Below are 16,601 nucleotides of genomic sequence, written 5' to 3' on the forward strand. Positions count from 1 at the left end.
GTCCGCTTCGTCGCTAAAGCCTCAGCTCGTTCAGCCGATTAAGGTTGAGATGGGGTGAATTTTGCCTGGGACTGGGACGGTCGGATGGTATCGATCAACAACCGCTTTGATGGATTGGCTGCCAAGTTGGATTTCGACCGGCTCAGCAGCACGCGTCCACCGAAGCAATCCGCAGACGACAGCAGCGTTAACCGACGCACACACGGCACTAATTTCAGTGTGGAGATGACGCTAGAGTCGGGCACCAAGGTGGCGTTCAGTGTGCGCCAGGGCGTAGGCGGCCAGATTTCTGACCTCACGCTTTATGCGTCACAACCGCTGACCGATCAGGAAAAAGCCGTTTTCGAAGCCATGGTGTTGGGCCTGGCGCAGGGTATTGATCAATTGTTCAGTGGCCGTGCCGGTGGCAAAACGGATTTGTTTCAGTCGATTGCCGACGCGCCGGTGGACGATCTGGAAATCACTGCATCGCATCGGCTCGGCGCCTTGTCGCAATCGCTCACTTTGGAACAGGACGAGCGCCGCTCCGGTGAAACCCGGCTGCAATCGGACTGGCAACAGAACGATATGGAGGCGGGTATCAGCGACCGCCACGGCTTCGACATTCTCAAAAAGCCGGGCGCGGTGGCTCAGGCTTACGGTCAGGTCGATACTGGTTGGCTGGAACAGAAACTGGCTGCCGCGACGGCGGTGCTCGGGGTCACTCGCAACTTGGCCGGCGGTCTGCAAAGCGATGCGTTGAGCAGCTATTACGGGTCGGGTCTGAACGCGCTGTTGCAGGCGGCAAACGATGGCAGCCGGGCGTTGCAGGACATCGGCGCGAGTGCCGACCAGGCGCGGCACGTTGTCAGCCACACCCTGAATGCGTTGAGCCAACATGCCATGGCGAGAGGCGGCGACGAACGCGGTGGCATCCAGGCAACACCGGATTTTGACGGCACCTTCACCTCGAACCGCACCCAGGGTTTCCGTGAGACCGGACCGGGCACTTACAACTTCGACCTCTCCTTGGCGCAAAAAAGCCACGCCTCTTACAATGCAGAGAAAGACGCGCAATACATCAGCCAGCGCCGCGAATTGTCGTTGAGCTATCGCACCGATACCGAACAGGAAAGTTTGTCGCTGAGCTGGACCAGTGAAGAACGGCAGCGCTACACCCTGGTCGATGGTCAGATGGAAAGCAGCGAAAACCGTCGGCAGGAAACGCTTCAATGGCTCATTGAAGGCATTCGCGGTAGGGCGAATGGCTACCAGCGATTGATCGAACGCTACAACGTGGACTACAGCCAAGAAGGTGAAAGCCGAGGCTTTGCCGACCTCGGCAACGATGGCCGTTACAGCAGTGCCCAGAAGAAAGTGAATTATCAGGTGTGAGGCTCAGGCCGCACGTCGATCTTTCAATGACGCCTCAATAACGTTCCTTCAGTAGAGAAACGCAGCACCGATGTTGCTGCCGGAGCGATCGTTTTGGTCGCCTTGAATGCCGGTCGACAAACTGCCTTCTGACCAACTTCCCACAACCAATCGTTCACCGTCGTCGCTCAAATCGACACTGGGTTGCGTGCTGTAACCGAAGCCGCCGTCACCCGAACGGTTGTTGCTCGATTTAACATAAGCCTGCTCAACCCACAGCGTGTTGTTGCGTCGGTACAGATACACCGCGCCGGCGCCAGCAACGCTGTTATCGCTTTGGTTATCGCTTGAACGATGAACGCCAACCGCGGAACTCGATTCTTCTTTGGCAACAACGGCCAACCAATCGCCATCGCCGCTGAGCCTGACGCCGATACCAAAATGGTCATTGTTATCGGCATTCCCCGCTTTAATAAAAGCGTGTTCGCTCCAGGTGGTGCCGGTGCGAGTGAACAGGTATGCCGCGCCAGACGCGTACCGATTTTTGCTGGCGCCCGATTGCGGCTGCTGATGAACGCCCAGCATATTTGTCGGTTCATCTTCTGCGCCAACCGCCAGCACATCGCCATCGTTATTCAGGCTGACACTGGCGCCAAACAGCGAATACTCCAAAGCATTGCTGGCTTTGATGTAAGCCTCTTCTGCCCAGTTGTTGCCAGTGTAGCGATACACATAGGCAGCCCCCGAATCCCAACGGTTGCCGGTATCGCCCACCGCAGGAAAGGTGCTGCTGACCGTCGAGGCGCTGTTGTCTTCCCGGATGGCACCGACCACCAAGCGTTGGCCGTCGCCACTTAAACTCACGCTGAAACCAAACCACGCATCATGAGCATTGCTGGCTTTGATGTAGGCGTCTTCAACCCACTGGCTGCCGCTGTAGCGGTAGAGATAAACGGCGCCGGAATCGTCCAGTCCGCTGATCTCGCCTGTGCCGGGGAAAGTGGCGCTGATTCCGCGAGCATCATTACTTTCAGAATAAGCGCCAACCGCCAGCAGATTTCCATCGGCGCTTAACCCGATGGAACGACCAAAGTAGGTGGAGTCGGCAACATTCGTGGCTTTGATATAGGCCTGCTCTGACCAGCTTGTGCCACTGCGGCTGAAGACGTAGACGGCACCGGAATGACTCGCGCCACCCGTACTGAGCCCGGATTGAGAGACGTGAATACCCGTGGCATCGCTGCCATCAAGGCGAGACCCGACCGCCAGACGGTTGCCGCTGGTGCTGAATTCAAGGCTTGATGCCGGGGCGGCTAAATTGATTTTGTCTTGCTGCTGCCATTGCCCCGGCGTGGTTTCGATGAAGATGTAGAGATCGTCACCACCGGCAATGGCGAGAGTTTTGCCATCGCCACTGAGCGCCACGGCTTGTCCGAATTCGTAATCAGAAGACACCAGAGCATCGGGTTTGAAATAACCAATACCGCCCGCGAGATTACCGGAAACAGACGTTGCCCGACTGTCACTGCAATCGGAGCCATCGCACTGTTGCAAAATATACTGAGCACGGATGCGAGCGTGCAGTGGCACGTTCAACGTGAAGGTTTCAGTACCGACAGGAATGTCTCCACTGACGTCGCTGAAACCGGACTGACCATCCGGATTCTCCAGAATGCGATAGTGGGTAACCGAATTTCCCGCCGGCCAGTCAAAGCGGAATTGACCGATGGACTGAACGCTCAGTGTCGGACCCGACGGTTGGGTGGAACCTGCGCCATCGTCACAACCAAACAGCCAGAAAAGGCTGAACATAAAACACAGGGAGTAACGCAGAAAACGGACGGGCGATGTTAATAATTTCAAGCAAACCTCTGTTGATCTATGACGACTCACACGAACCAGCCAGAGCGGCATGACGGCATCAAACAGGTATCGAGTTTAACCAAGGCCGAAAGAAATTTGGCGCAGGAAATATGGATCAGTGGAAGAAAAAAGGAAGGATGGGTGTCACAAAAAATAGACGTTTTTGCGATTGGGTTTGGAGGGTGGATCCAATTTGTTGGTTTAATTTTTTACTAAGCTAGATAGTGGTTAATGACGGTATTGGTTCATTGGGAATTATGCTGATGAATCGTCGGAGAACATAAATGCATACCGCTCAGCAAAGCCCAGTTTGATGCCATCTATGCCATTGCTCCGGACTGGATGCAGGTCGCAATGGATCTGGCTCTGATCTCACTGCAGCGCCGTGGTGACTTGGTGCGTGCCAGGTATGATCACATTGAAGGTAACATCTGGCAGGTGATTCAGTCGAAGACCGAAAAGCACGGCCATCGAGCATTTTTGAATATCACGATGGGAGAGGGGTTACAGGAGGTGATTCAGCGGTCCAGATCAATTGCACCGGTCTGTCCGTTTATTTTGCGTCGTGTTCCAGAGCGGAAGAAGGCGGAAGCTCTTGATCATTGTGCGCAAGTCACTCCAGATAATCTCAGCAAGACCTTTGCTGGTCTTCGTAATTCACTTCCAGAGTTCGCGCGATGAAGAAAGAAGAGCGGCCAGGGTTTCACGCCATTCGTGCACTCGGTGGACACTTGTATCTATTGGCGGGGTTTGAAGACGAATATGTTAATCAACTCTATGGACATACTACGCAAGAAATGTCTGATGAGTATACCGATCAACATTTAGAATGGACCGAGGTGAATGCTGACCTCTAATCATTAAGTATTGATGCTAATTTCAAGGCAGGAGATGAAGATTCTCTAGATGCTCACTTAAAATTCTCAGCAACGATCTTCTGGTACTGAATGATGTCACTATCTTCGGGTAAACCACCCATCCGTAGCCAAAATAGCATTTCTTCCAGCAGAGACATGGCTTCAGCTGACAACATCAATCCAGTTGGATAATACGCAGATTGAGCAACACCCATTGGTTGTAGTTGATCTAGCCTTAGGATCGATTCAGGTGTGCTCGACCCCGGGATCATGTCCCAGTGAAACTGAGGGTAGGTACAGTGTTGAACTCGCTGAATGAACTCTTCCTTAAAACCAAGCCGTTTGTCTGTTGGGTTGGCTCCGTAAAATGGTGCGACCAGCATTGTCGGTGCTGTAGAGTAATTTGGTTTGCCGCGCGTTAGTGTCTTTTCTACTAATGGACTTTTTTGGCTGAATACAATACATGGTCGTTTTTTTGCGCGGTGTGCGGCCCATACTTCATCATCGTGCACTGGCATACCGGCAACAGGAAGTCGGTCTCGCTTTAATCGTTCGCCTATTTTTAGTGGTGCGACCTCTACTACTGCATGTCTGTGCTCAGTCGGTTGAGATCGGCCAACCGGCGTAAATGTATAAGGTGCCTGATCAAAATGATTTATGAAGGTGTAGACTAGCGCTCCACGGCAAGCATGGGGTGAATCTTGCTCTACCCACCAGTCACCAGCTGAAATCGTTTGAAGGCAAAACTCAGGGTAGCTCACCGTCCCTCCTAGTATCTGATTTCCATATCTCATCGGAGAACTTCGCCTCCAATGTTTTATCGGTAAATTCATCTCCTGCTAGGCTGTCCAGCCATCGCATTCCCTCGTCAAACACTTCGTCGTATTTCGCTTCAATGATTGGGGGAACTAGTTTAGGTTCAAAGCTCTTGTGGGCACGCTTTTCTCTTAAAGCCGCTATTGATGCATGAGCCTTTGCATTTTTCTTGGAATTCTTTTTTTCTAATTCCTTATTAGGTTTTTGCTGCACAGGGGGGAAATAGCTCTCCGCTGCATAGCTAAAATCAAGTAGCTCTTTAGGTGCAGCATTCAGCATCGGCTCGGTCAAATAAACGGAATGCAATAGGCTATCTGTGTCTTTTGTATGGTTGTGAATGTCGTTCTTTAAGCGGAGCTTAATTGCACCGGGAATGTCGTTTGATACAGTTCGCAGCCTATCATCATCTGATATGCTCCATCGGTGAAATTCACCCGTTCCATAATCACTGTCTCCAGTATATTTCCGCGCCATAATTGCTTGCATGGCTGGTTCGATGCGGGAGTGAACTTCTTGTGACCAGGGGCCGAAGTTATAGAACTGCCAGTCTATTCCCGTGTAAGTTTCACCGCCATTTCTGCGTGCGTAGTAGTAGTCGGCCAAGTAAACATACTTAAGCAAATGTATAGGGCCAAGACTACGATCAGTGAAGTCGTCTTCTTCGCCAGCAACGAGAATGCTGTACTGGATCAGTAGGTCAATGCGGGTAACGTTAGGCATTGTTTAAAGCTCGATTTGCCTGATTCGCTATGTTTAGTAGAACAACATCTCTACAGCATTAGCGATAGCTGTAAGACAAGTGCGCAGTCACACTAGTGTTTTTATCGGTCAACGTACAATAGCCTTTAGTCATAGTCGGCTGTAGTAGTGACCTATGGACATGAGATCTTCTGAGAACAAAAAGGTCAAATCACCGTTCTAGCATGTTGCCTATACGGACGGGTCGCGAAGTGTAATGCCCTGAAAGTTTATGTCAAAGGCCAACTTAAATTATTCCGACTCCAGCATCTGGACTATGAGAAGCTTCGAATAAAGACTTGCAGTAGAAGCTGTCAGAAGGCATTGGAATGACTGTATATCGTCAAAATTTTGCAGTACCCCAGACACAAAAAAACCAAGCACCGCTAAGCGCTTGGTTTTAATGAAGAATTTGGTAGGACTATCCAGACTCGAACTGGAGACCTCTACCATGTCAAGGTAGCGCTCTAACCAACTGAGCTATAGTCCTTCAGGTCGGGGCGTATATTACCTAGAAATTTCCCTCACGCAACCCCCAGTCCTGAAAAATTTAACGGATTCAAACAGTTACCCGTCTTTTCCGGTGGCGGCAGCGTCGTTCTGGCGGGGCTGGTTTGTGTCGGTGGTTTGGTCGGCTGTGGTCGGTTTGATCCAGGTCAGTCATTGGCTTGAGGCGCCGTCTTAGACTGTGCCCAGGTTGTGAATGGGGTGGCTGAACATGGATGGGCAAACGCTATGGGCGCTGGGCTTGGCCGGGCCGGTGGCGCTGGCTGTTTTGGTCTATTGGGGTTGGCGGCGGCAGCGTCGGCGTATTGCCCGGTTGCGGGCTACGTTGGCGTCGTCTCCGGATTTTGTGTTCGAGCTGGATGGAGACGGCCGCTTTTGCGATGTGCACAGCCCGGTGCCGGAGGTGCTGTATCGGCCTCGGGCGGCTTACCTCGGGGCTACGCCTGAAACTGTGTTACCGGAGGATGCGGCGCTGGTGGTGCGGCGGCTGTTGGAGTCTGAGCCGGGTTGGGAATCGCAACGCAGTGATCAATTGTCGTTGCCGGTGGACGGCCATTGGCGTTGGTTTGAAGTGACCGCCAGTTTCAGCGCACACCCTCGGCCCGGACGCTGGCTGTTGTGGATGCACGACATCACCGACCAGAAAGAGGCGCTGGCCGACCACCAGATTTCTGCCTTGGCGCTGCAAACCCAGGATGCGGTGCTGATCACTGACCGGGACCAACGCATTCTCCGCGTGAACGCGGCCTTTACTGACATCACTGGTTACCGCGAAGACGAAGTGATCGGGCGCAAACCCTCGCTGCTCAGTTCTGGTATTCACGATGCCGACTTTTACCGCCAACTGTGGCAAACCATTGAACGCGACGGTTATTGGTCCGGCGAAATCTGCAATCGGCGCAAGAACGGCGAGCTGTTTACCGAGCGGACGGTGATCAAGGCGGTGCGCGATGGCAACCGTCGGGTGACGCATTACATCGCCAGCTTCAGCGACATCACCGAGCGCAAGGCGGTTGAGGCCCGGATGCAGAAGCTGGCCTATCAGGATCCGTTAACGCTGTTGGCGAACCGGCGATTGTTGATTGAACGGCTTGATGGTGTGCGGGCGCAAAGCCGTCGCACCGGCCAGTTTGCGGCGCTGTTGTTTGTCGATCTGGACCATTTCAAACAACTCAATGATGCCTTCGGCCATGCGCTGGGCGATGAACTATTAATCCAGGTAGCGCGGCGCATGAAAGCCTGTTCGCGCACTTCGGACAGTCTGGCGCGGACCGGGGGCGATGAATTCGTTGTGCTGGTGGGTGGCCTGTCGTCCGATCAGGCCACGGCCGAACGCGCGGTTCAGGCGTATGGCGACAAGCTGCTGGCAGCGTTGCGCCGACCCTACAATTTGCAGGGGCAGGCCTATCTGCTCAGCGCCAGCATTGGGGCGACGCTGTTTCGCGGTGACGAGCGCAGCGTCGATACGCTGTTGGTGTCGGCCGATCTGGCGATGTACGCCTCGAAACAATCCGGTCGTGATCAACTGTGTTTTTTCGAGCCGGACATGCAGGCGCGGCTGCAACGACGCAATCAGTTGGAGTTGGATTTACGCGAGGCGCTGGAGAACGATCAATTTGAATTGCATTACCAGCCGCGTACCAATCTGCATGGGCGAATTCTGGGTTATGAGGCTTTGCTGCGTTGGCGCCATCCGCGCCTGGGCGTTTTGCAGCCGGAACATTTTCTGGGCATGGCGGAAGCCAATGGTCTGATTATCGACATCGGTCGCTGGGCGTTGCGTCAGGTGTGTGAGCAAAGCCAGCGGTTGGCTGGTGAAACCGCTTTGCCCATCTCGCTGAACATCAGCACCCGCCAGTGGTTGACCGCCGATTTTGTGGCGCAGGTGGATGCTATTCTGGCGTTGACCGGGGCCGACCCGGCGCTGCTGGAGTTCGAAGTGACTGAAGCGTTGATCAGCCGTGATCTGGACCGCAGCCGCGAACGCATGGCGCAGTTAAGTGAAATGGGTGTGCGTTTTGTGCTCGACGATTTTGGTACCGGCTGTTTGTCGCTGCCGTTGTTGCATGCGCTGCCCTTGGACCGGCTGAAAATCGACGCCTCGTTAATTGAAGGGCTGACTGCGCGCAGCAGTGCTTACACCCTGGTGAAATCGATCATCGCGATGGCGCGGCCGTTGGGATTGCAAGTGTTGGCCGAAGGTGTGGAATCGCCCGAGCAAGTACAGATTCTCAGCGCGTTGGGCTGTGATCAATGCCAGGGTTATTGCTTCGGCCCGCCCAGGTTACTGAGCCAGAATTGAGCGCAGGCTTTCGGCGATGCCGATGGTGACCAACGTCGAGGCCAGCGTGCCGATCAGCACGTATTCGGCAAAGGCGCGTTCCTCCAACTGACGAAAACGCGCAAAGCCCTTGGCGGCGATGATCAAGGCGATGACGTTGTAGTTGGCGCTCGAGACCAGCACCAGATACATCAACCAGCGCTCCAGAATGCCGATGACGCGGCCGGCGTTGTATTCCCGGGCGTCAACGTTTTCCGCGCTGTCTGGTTCGGCTTGGGGCAGTTTCGGTTCGAGCGAAAAGCGCCGGAACAGACTGCGAATCAGCAAGTTGGCTTCGTTGGCGACCAACAGAAAGCCGGTCAACCAGATTAAGGCGCGTGTTGCCGCCTCAGTGCTTAACCCGAGCGACCACAAACCATTAGCCAGTGCGGTCTGCCAGGCCGGAGCGGGCAGGGCGTCGGCGAGAAACATCAGGCTGATCAGCATGATCAGAGTGGCGGCCAGACGGGCGTCGTTTAACCAGGACGCCGGCAGCAGGCGCTCTGGTGCGATCAACGCCAATATCAGCAAACCGGCCAGGCTCACACTGGCGACCGACACTCCAAGTGTCAGCAGCCACCACAGCATTTGGCCGACGAGCAGGCTAACCAGAAAGCGCGCTTCCAGCGGTTTATCGCGAGCGATCAGCGCCAGACGACTGGTCAGCCAGCCGACCAGAAACAGCCACGTCATCATGGTCGGCTCCGCATGCCGTTATTGAGTTGGGTGGTGACGGCGCGCAACAGGCGAATAACGGCGTGCAGCCCGCCACTGTTGATGTTCTTGTACACCGCCTGTTCGCTGATGCCGAGTTCGTCGGCGATGCGTTCGACGCGCCAGCCTAGCAACAGCCGGTTGAGAATGTGTAGGCGGTTGGCGTTCCACTTGCTCAGCTGATGGCTGAACAAGCCCAGACCGCCTGCGGCCAGCGCCTGTTCGTTGTCGGGCAGGCCGGCGAGGGTGAAGAGTTCGCCGCTGCGTTTGAGCTGGTCGATGCCATCGCGGGCCTGATAGAAGGCTGGGCCGTCCATGCCCAGCGCTTGTTCCGGGTTCAGGTCGGTGGTGATGTCGCCCAGACTCAGCGCGTAGCGCATCCGTACCGGGTGCACGGCGGCGGAAATCGACAGGCAATCGGCAAACAAGCGATCGGCGTTGTCGTAGACCACCTGAAATTCATCGCCCAGCGTCAGCGTATAGGGTGAAATCAGACCGGCGCGGTCCCGGTTCAGATCGTCCAATGCGCCTTTGAGTTGCTCTTGCAACTGTTGGCGCAAACTGGAGCGGCGTGAGGCGACGAGATCGCCGATCAGCACCAGAGGCGTCATGCCAACCTCCACGGTTGTTTAATGATGATTTAAACCATAATGGTTTCTTTGGTTGAATTGCAACCATTTCAGTCGACTGCGTTTCGACTGTGCGGGCTGCGCGTTACAATGCCGAGCCTTACCGACGTTAAGGAATTGCGCTGTGTTGTTGTCTCCCACTTTCTATGTTCTGGCGGTGATCGCCATCCTGATCGTCGGCATTTCCAAAGGCGGTTTTGGCGGTGGTTTGGGCATGGTTGCCGTGCCGTTGATGTCGCTGGCCATTTCACCCTTTGATGCCGCGGCCATCCTGCTGCCGATGCTGTGCATCATGGATATCGCCGGTCTGCGCGCCTATTGGCGGCGTTGGGATGCGCGCAATCTGTGGATCATCATTCCCGGTGGCTTGATCGGCGTACTGGTGGCAACGCTGACCTATCGCTGGGTCGATGAACAAATGTTGCGCCTGCTGATTGGCGTTATAGCCGTGGCGTTTGCACTGAATTACTACAGCCAGGCCTGGCGTCGGGAACGGCCGGCGCGACCGGCAAGCCGGGTTCGTGGTGGGTTTTGGTCGGCCGTGGCGGGCTTTACCAGCTTTTCGGCCCACGCTGGCGGTCCGCCAATCAGCGTCTATTTATTGCCGCAACAATTGGATAAGACGTTGTTCGTCGGCACGACGGTTGTGTTCTTTGCCTTCATTAATTACATCAAGCTGGTGCCCTACACCTTGCTGGGCCAGTTCCGTCCGGAAATTTTGCTCAATGCGGTGATGTTGGCGCCGGTGGCTGTGGCAGGGGTGTATTTGGGGCTTTGGCTGCACCACCGGTTGTCGGAGCGTTGGTTCTATCGATTGTGTTACGCCCTGTTGCTGCTGACCGGTTTGCGGTTGCTGCAACAGGGGTTGATGGGCTAGGCGGCCGTCAGCCTTCGCTCTGGGCGGTGTCGATTTTCCAGGACAGCACCGTTTCCAGGCTGTTTTCGATCACCCATTGATTTAACTCGCGCGGCGCGCGGGTTTTCTTTTCCAGCGTTTCCAGTTTGAGTGGGTGGCGATATTGCCCCGGTGGCAATTCGCGCGCCGGTTGTGGACGACCAGTCAGCGGTTTCTTGCGGGCTTGTTGTTTCAGGCGGTCGCCGATGAATTTTTCCAGTCGAGTCAGTAGCGCCGATTTATTCAGGCGCGGCAGGTGATCGGTAATCCATTCGCCAATCTGGACGCTGCGTCGATTAAAAATATCTTCTTCGGTTAATTCATAATCGCGTTGCAGGTTTTTCAATAAATCCAAATACAGATCAAAACCTTCTTCCTTTTTTAATGCAGCGGCTTTGGCCTGTTTTAACGCGTCCAGTTCAGCTTGGTATTGCTGAATTTGTTGATCGATCATTTGATCGTCAATAGGGGTATATGACTTGGCTTCGGTCATGGTCTCAATGTTCAAAATAAAGTGGATGAACAAACCGCTTTGCACACAGGTATGCCATGCAAAGCATCAACACTGGCGGTTTAACGCTGGCCTGGAACGGGCCGCTGTTGGGAAAACCGGGCAGTGGGCAATGAATCATGCGATCCGTCAGGAGATTACGCATAACGCACTAAAACGGCTCACTTGTCGGTATTAATAAAAACAAGATATCTGGAGCGCTGTTAATTTAGGGGCCGTTGCGCAGCAATTCAAGTTTAATATCCAATTGAACGCAACACCTGCGTCACTATGCCCAAAATAGTCAGGGTTTCGCTGTCGGGAATAACGAATGTTTCCATATCCGGGTGGTGTGCGATTAATCGCGGCGAGGGCGATAACTGTAATTCCCGTACGGTTAATTCACCCTGCACGCTGGCAATGACTATTTGCCCGGACCGGGCGGTTTGCGCCTGATGCGCAATCAGCACATCGCCGGGGGCGATGCCGGCGTCGATCATGGCATCGGTTTCGACGGCTACAAAAAACGTCCGTTCCGGGTAGCGCAAACACAATTGGTTCAGATCAATGCCGGCGGATTCATCGACGCTGGCGGCGGCGTCCTGGCTGGCTTCGGCGCCTTCAATAAACAACGGCAGGTTGAGTTGGGGTCCGGCCACACTGCGGCCGAGTAACTGGACAGCCATAATCTCTCGCCCAATAACTGTATGAATGTCCAGTATTGTAAAGGCGGTCAGGTGTGCCGGGCAAGTGGCGTTTTCAATTGGCGGCCAGAGATTGAGCGCCGCGCAACATGGCGTGGACCAGTTCGTCGGCGTCGAATTTGGTCAGTGCTTCGTTGGCGCCCACCTGATTGGCGTAGGTCAGACTCATCTCGCTGTTCAACGAGGTGTGCAGAATGATGTAGGTCCGTTTCAGTTCGGCCACATCGCGAATCTTGAATGCGAGTTCGTAGCCATCGAGGCCGGGCATTTCGATGTCGCTGACCAGGATGTCGATGGGGCGGCCTTCGCGGGCGCTGCGCTCCATCACATCCAGCGCTTCCAGCCCGTGCGTGGTGACCTTGTAAGGGATGTTCATGTTGTCCAGCGCGTCCGACAATTGCTTGCGGGCGACGTGCGAATCGTCCACCAGCAAAATATTCAGCGGTTGCAATTGCTCGCGCTGAACGTCGGTCAGAGTGGCGTAGCGTTTGCCGGGCGGGTCGGGGTAGATGCGTGACAGCAGCAGTTCAACGTCCAATAACTGAATGGTGTGGTCACCGTCCATGAACAGGCCGGTCAGATAGGCGTTCTTGCCCAGCATGTTGGGCGGCGGTTTGACGTCGCGCCAATTGGTATCGACGATTTTTTCAATCCGCCGCACCACAAACCCGACTTCCTTGCGCTGAACGTCGGTGATGATGATGGATGAGTGCGGCAGTTCTTCTGCAGTCAGCGGTTGGTAACCAACGGCGGCAGCCATGTCGATTACTGGTATGGTGGTGCGGCGTACCGTTGTTGCGCCCAGTACCGCCGGATGGTCCTGCGGCAGTTTGGACAGTGCCCGGAACGGTATGATTTCGCGTACTTTGAGCGTGCCAATCGCAAAGCTCTGTTTGCCGGTCAGCGAAAACAGCAGCAACTTCTGAGCGTGTTTGTTGGCCTTGATGTTCATACGGCGTCCTATTCGTTACGGCGGCGGACAGATGCGCTGTTGGCGTCCGATCTAGGTGCGGAACAGCACCACCAGTTCGTGCATCTTATCAGACAGTTCGCTCAGTGTTTCGGCGCCTTGAACCGAGAGCCGGCCTTGTTCCAGGCTGTGGTCGGCGAGGCCGGTTATGCGTGTCAGCTGTTTGTTGATCTCTTCGGAGACCTGGCTCTGTTCTTCAATGGACGTTGCCATCTGATGCGTCATTTCCGTGATGCGCACCACGGCATCGGCGATGGCGTGCAGCGCGGAATCCGCTTCGCTGACCCGGTTGACGCTGTCTTCGGCGATGTTGCGGCCGCGCTCGGCGGCGGCTTCGGCATCGCCGGTTTTGGTTTTCAGATTATCGATGATGGTCTGAATCTGAGTGGTGGTGTTGGCGGTGCGAATGGCCAGCGAGCGCACCTCGTCGGCTACCACGGCAAAGCCACGGCCGTGTTCGCCGGCACGGGCGGCTTCGATCGCGGCGTTCAACGCCAGCAAGTTGGTTTGTTCGGTGACTTCCTGAATCAGCTTGGCGGCTTCGGCAATGGATTGAGTTTCGCTCACCACGTCTTTCACGGTCTGGCCGATGGATTCGACCGCATCGGCCAATTCCTGAATGCCTTGTCGGGCCAGGCTGACCGTGGCCGTGCCCTGGTCGGCCAGTTCGTGCGCCTTGTCGGCTTCGCCGGCGGTGTCCTGAACGTTGCCAGAGACTTCGTGAATGGTGGCGGCCATTTCGTTTACGGCGGCGGCAATCTGGGTCGTTTCGCTTTGCAGAGAATCGATGGCGGTGACTGATTCGGCCGTCAAAGTTCGCGATTGAATGGCCTGGTTGTTGACGCCGGCGGCGGCGTCATCGATGCGCGTCAGCACGGTTCGCAGGTGTGCCCGGGCGCTGTCCATCGCCAATTCCAGTTCGGCCATGGTGCCCGGTGAGTCGGAATAGGTCATGGCGATGATCGGGTCGCTGAATTGACCGGCGGTGCGTTCTTGCATGCGCGCCACAATGCGATCGCGTTGACGGTAGGCGATCACGCTCAACGCTGTCATCACCAAGGCCGCCAGACCCAGGCTGGTCCAGTCGCCGGTGAAATAGCCAATGGCGATCAGGAAAAATGCGGCCAGACTGTTGGGGCCTAATAAGACAATGCGTTTGCGTATCCGCTGCATCCAGGACAGCGGATGTTTGCCGGCGTTCAGGCGCTGATAAATACGGAAGGCGCGTTCGACGTCTTCTCGTTTGGGTTTCACCCGAACCGATTCGTACGCGATGATCTTGCCGTTTTCGGTGACCGGCGTGACGTAGGCGTTTACCCAATAATAGTCGCCGTTGATGCGCCGGTTTTTAACCAGACCCATCCAGGGTTTTCCCGCATTCAGATAACCCCACATATTGGCAAAGGCCGCTTGGGGCATGTCCGGATGGCGAATCAGATTGTGTGCCTGACCAATCAATTGATCGCGGTTGTAGCCGCTGACTTCACAAAACACATCGTTGCAATGGAGGATGACGCCTTTCACCGTGGTGGAAGAAATCAGTACCTGATCGTCCTTTAAGACGTACTCGGTGTCGGTGACGGGCAGATTCTTGCGCATGGAGATTTAGATCCTGGGAATTGCTGGTCTTAACAGCGTCAGTTGTCTCATTACTATCGGCTGCGGCGTGCGCAATTTTAGCCACAGAAGTGTTGCGATGCGCGTGTTAAAACGGGACGCTCTGTTGTCTTTTGTGTCTTTCATTGAGCTGTGTCAAGCCGGACGCAGCGGCTGCTACAATTCACTATTATTTTTCGGTCACCGATCGGGCCGAGTGTCGTAATACCGAGGAGTTGCCAGACCCATGACGAACCCAGTTCGTGTCTTACTTGGACTTATGTTGAGCATTACAGCGATGACGGCCGTCGCTGAAACCTTTGTTGACGCCATTAGCAACTGTCGGGAACTGAACAATCGTGAACGTCGCTACGCCTGTTACGACGAAGCCGAAGCCAGCAGCGGCAATGCCCAGCTGGAAGTGGCCGCGTTCAACTACGAAGCCAAATCCGATCCGTTAACCGGCCAGACTGAACATCATCTGTCGATCCGCTCGGCCCAGGGCCTTAATGGCCGGGGCGATCCCATCGTGCTCGATTGGCAGTGCGATTCCACCGCACCCGGCCAATACACCCTGACGTTACGCTGGGAAGATTTTCTGCCCAGTACGCGTCCGGAAGTCACCACTCGGTTGGGGCAGTTGGCGCCGGTGACTGGCCGCTGGGAGGCCGGTCGGTACCGGGAATCGTCGATTCTTTCGGGGGCTGACAGCGGTTTTACTCAGGCCGAATTTGTCGCCCAACTGGCCGCTCAGGTTCAGGCCGGCCATACCACCGTGGTGTTTCGCACCACGCCGTATAACGATGATCCGATTACCGCCGTGTTCGATTTCACCGGTTTTCTGGAAGTAATTGAACCGATGCGTCAATCCTGCCGGTTCTAGTGGAACCGGCGGCGGGCTTGCATTCCCGCCAGTGATGATCAATCTTATAAAGTATTCCCACCACACAGGAGTTGTTCTGCGTATGCATTGACCGTCGACAGACGGTGTTATCCCATCCCAATAAAGAGCGAGGTGAGGCTATGAATGATGTAAAAGAATTCGAGCTGATCGTGTCCGAAAATTTCGATTTCAGCGCTCTTGACGTCAGCCGCGACGACCAGGGGGATCTGCAGGCCAATCTGGATCCGATTTACGACATACTCTGCGCGTCCGGTATCGCAACCAGCCTGGTGGACAACCAGGATGTACTCTCTGCTCTCATCAATACCCTGTACGACTTTCATTTGGAAAACGGCGGTGCCGTTGATCTGGAAGTGGAACGCCATCGCGCTCTGCTTGAACTGGCCGGCCATTACGGCTGGGCCGAAGTAACTGGCAGCGCGACTTTGCATTAAGCGGTGCGGCTGCGCCAGTGGTGTGGTCTGGCGCAGCCGATAGAACCGTCTGAGAAACGGTTCGAACGGGTTAATCTTTGAGCGTTATCAGCGCGCTTTTTCCGACAGCAATTCTTCCAACTGCAAACCGGTCAGTTTGCGCAACTGATTCAGCAGATAAAAAATCGCTCCCATCAAAATCACCGTCGATGGCAAGGCAATGACCGGATAACTCAGCGCCGTCATCCGGCCCAGCTCTTCCGTGAACGCCGTCGTGCCCGGTTGACTGACCACGACGACCCGCGCCAGTACATAGTTCAGCACCGCCGACAGCAGGAAAGAGGCGGTGATGATGTACGACACCAACTGCAACCGACGCTCCAGCAAGGCCGCTGTACCGCGTTCATCTAGCGCAGTCTGCACGCGATCCATAGCGAACAGTTGTGCATTGAAAATCAACGTGCGTACCAGCGGAAAGCGGGTGTATTGGCTGATGAGAACCGCCAGGCCCAGCAGCGCTGGAACGGCGGCTTCCTTGATGGCGATGTATTTCGGGTCCAGTTGCAACAGGCTGATGCCGCCGGTGAGAAAGACGCTGATCACGCCGATCACAGAAAAGGTGTTCACTTTGGACGTCTGACGCATTTCCCACAGGCCGTAACCAATCGGGAACGCCAGAGCGACAACGATGCCCCAGACCGGGCCGAGGGTGTCTTCACTGCTGAAGCGCGTCAGGATGATGACAGGTAACAGGATGTTGAACAGCAGGTTGGTGAAAAAACTGCCGCCTTTGGACTCTTGACTCAAGGTTCAGCTCTCTTGTCGGTGAAAG

16 protein-coding genes and 1 tRNA gene are annotated in these 16,601 nt (G+C 55.1%); 6 read left to right on the top strand and 11 right to left on the bottom strand.

What is annotated here, in order from left to right:
• Positions 1-54: 54 nt before the first annotated feature.
• Positions 55-1,374, top strand: a complete 1,320-nt coding sequence (locus DW349_RS07415; RefSeq protein ID WP_108124568.1) for a hypothetical protein — start codon at positions 55-57, stop codon at positions 1,372-1,374.
• A gap of 48 nt (positions 1,375-1,422) precedes the next feature.
• Here the strand turns inward: DW349_RS07415 and DW349_RS07420 are convergent, their stop codons facing one another.
• Entirely contained in the window at positions 1,423-3,216 is a 1,794-nt protein-coding gene (locus DW349_RS07420; RefSeq protein ID WP_162824624.1) for a hypothetical protein, read from the bottom strand.
• A 354-nt stretch (positions 3,217-3,570) separates the two neighbouring features.
• Between DW349_RS07420 and DW349_RS07425 the strand changes: the two genes are divergently transcribed.
• Positions 3,571-3,897 (top strand): site-specific integrase, encoded by a 327-nt coding sequence (locus DW349_RS07425; protein WP_157954258.1) that lies wholly within the window; start codon positions 3,571-3,573, stop codon positions 3,895-3,897.
• 229 nt (positions 3,898-4,126) lie between these two features.
• On the opposite strand, the gene DW349_RS07435 is transcribed toward DW349_RS07425, so the two are convergent.
• The 3 genes from DW349_RS07435 to DW349_RS07445 all read right to left on the bottom strand — a co-directional run bounded on the left by DW349_RS07435 (position 4,127) and on the right by DW349_RS07445 (position 6,117).
• On the bottom strand, positions 4,127-4,834 hold the full coding sequence (locus DW349_RS07435; protein ID WP_108124564.1) for a hypothetical protein: 708 nt from the start codon (positions 4,832-4,834) through the stop codon (positions 4,127-4,129).
• Positions 4,821-5,609, bottom strand: coding sequence for a Panacea domain-containing protein (locus DW349_RS07440; RefSeq protein WP_108124563.1), 789 nt, complete (start codon positions 5,607-5,609; stop codon positions 4,821-4,823). The genes DW349_RS07435 and DW349_RS07440 overlap by 14 nt, the downstream gene beginning before the upstream one ends.
• Before the next feature lie 431 nt (positions 5,610-6,040).
• Positions 6,041-6,117, bottom strand: a tRNA-Val gene (locus tag DW349_RS07445).
• A gap of 228 nt (positions 6,118-6,345) precedes the next feature.
• Between DW349_RS07445 and DW349_RS07450 the strand changes: the two genes are divergently transcribed.
• A complete protein-coding gene (locus DW349_RS07450) occupies positions 6,346-8,436 on the top strand; it encodes a putative bifunctional diguanylate cyclase/phosphodiesterase (RefSeq protein WP_162824625.1) in 2,091 nt (696 codons plus the stop codon).
• On the opposite strand, the gene DW349_RS07455 is transcribed toward DW349_RS07450, so the two are convergent.
• Positions 8,419-9,150, bottom strand: a complete 732-nt coding sequence (locus DW349_RS07455; protein WP_108124561.1) for a hypothetical protein — start codon at positions 9,148-9,150, stop codon at positions 8,419-8,421. The genes DW349_RS07450 and DW349_RS07455 overlap by 18 nt on opposite strands.
• Entirely contained in the window at positions 9,147-9,779 is a 633-nt protein-coding gene (locus DW349_RS07460; RefSeq protein WP_108124560.1) for a SatD family protein, read from the bottom strand. The genes DW349_RS07455 and DW349_RS07460 overlap by 4 nt, the downstream gene beginning before the upstream one ends.
• Before the next feature lie 142 nt (positions 9,780-9,921).
• On the opposite strand from DW349_RS07460, the gene DW349_RS07465 reads away from it, so the two are divergent.
• On the top strand, positions 9,922-10,674 hold the full coding sequence (locus DW349_RS07465) for a sulfite exporter TauE/SafE family protein (RefSeq protein ID WP_108124559.1): 753 nt from the start codon (positions 9,922-9,924) through the stop codon (positions 10,672-10,674).
• A gap of 7 nt (positions 10,675-10,681) precedes the next feature.
• On the opposite strand, the gene DW349_RS07470 is transcribed toward DW349_RS07465, so the two are convergent.
• The 4 genes from DW349_RS07470 to DW349_RS07485 all read right to left on the bottom strand — a co-directional run bounded on the left by DW349_RS07470 (position 10,682) and on the right by DW349_RS07485 (position 14,455).
• Entirely contained in the window at positions 10,682-11,185 is a 504-nt protein-coding gene (locus DW349_RS07470; RefSeq protein ID WP_162824626.1) for a hypothetical protein, read from the bottom strand.
• A 254-nt stretch (positions 11,186-11,439) separates the two neighbouring features.
• Entirely contained in the window at positions 11,440-11,868 is a 429-nt protein-coding gene (locus DW349_RS07475) for a S24 family peptidase (RefSeq protein ID WP_108124557.1), read from the bottom strand.
• A 73-nt stretch (positions 11,869-11,941) separates the two neighbouring features.
• Positions 11,942-12,838 carry a chemotaxis protein gene (locus DW349_RS07480; protein ID WP_108124556.1) on the bottom strand — a complete coding sequence of 299 codons (897 nt, stop codon included), beginning with the start codon at positions 12,836-12,838 and terminating at the stop codon, positions 11,942-11,944.
• A gap of 51 nt (positions 12,839-12,889) precedes the next feature.
• Entirely contained in the window at positions 12,890-14,455 is a 1,566-nt protein-coding gene (locus tag DW349_RS07485) for a methyl-accepting chemotaxis protein (RefSeq protein WP_108124555.1), read from the bottom strand.
• Positions 14,456-14,699: 244 nt separating this feature from the next.
• Here DW349_RS07485 and DW349_RS07490 point away from each other — a divergent pair, with 244 nt between their 5' ends.
• A complete protein-coding gene (locus DW349_RS07490) occupies positions 14,700-15,335 on the top strand; it encodes a hypothetical protein (protein ID WP_157954255.1) in 636 nt (211 codons plus the stop codon).
• 140 nt (positions 15,336-15,475) lie between these two features.
• Positions 15,476-15,790 carry a hypothetical protein gene (locus DW349_RS07495; RefSeq protein ID WP_108124553.1) on the top strand — a complete coding sequence of 105 codons (315 nt, stop codon included), beginning with the start codon at positions 15,476-15,478 and terminating at the stop codon, positions 15,788-15,790.
• A gap of 87 nt (positions 15,791-15,877) precedes the next feature.
• Here DW349_RS07495 and DW349_RS07500 read toward each other — a convergent pair whose 3' ends face one another.
• The gene (locus tag DW349_RS07500) at positions 15,878-16,576 is read right to left on the bottom strand and encodes a VC0807 family protein (RefSeq protein ID WP_108124552.1); all 699 of its coding nucleotides are present in this window, start codon (positions 16,574-16,576) and stop codon (positions 15,878-15,880) included.
• Positions 16,577-16,601: the final 25 nt, after the last annotated feature.

Source organism: Saccharospirillum mangrovi (assembly GCF_003367315.1).
In the GTDB taxonomy this organism is placed as follows: domain Bacteria; phylum Pseudomonadota; class Gammaproteobacteria; order Pseudomonadales; family Natronospirillaceae; genus Saccharospirillum; species Saccharospirillum mangrovi.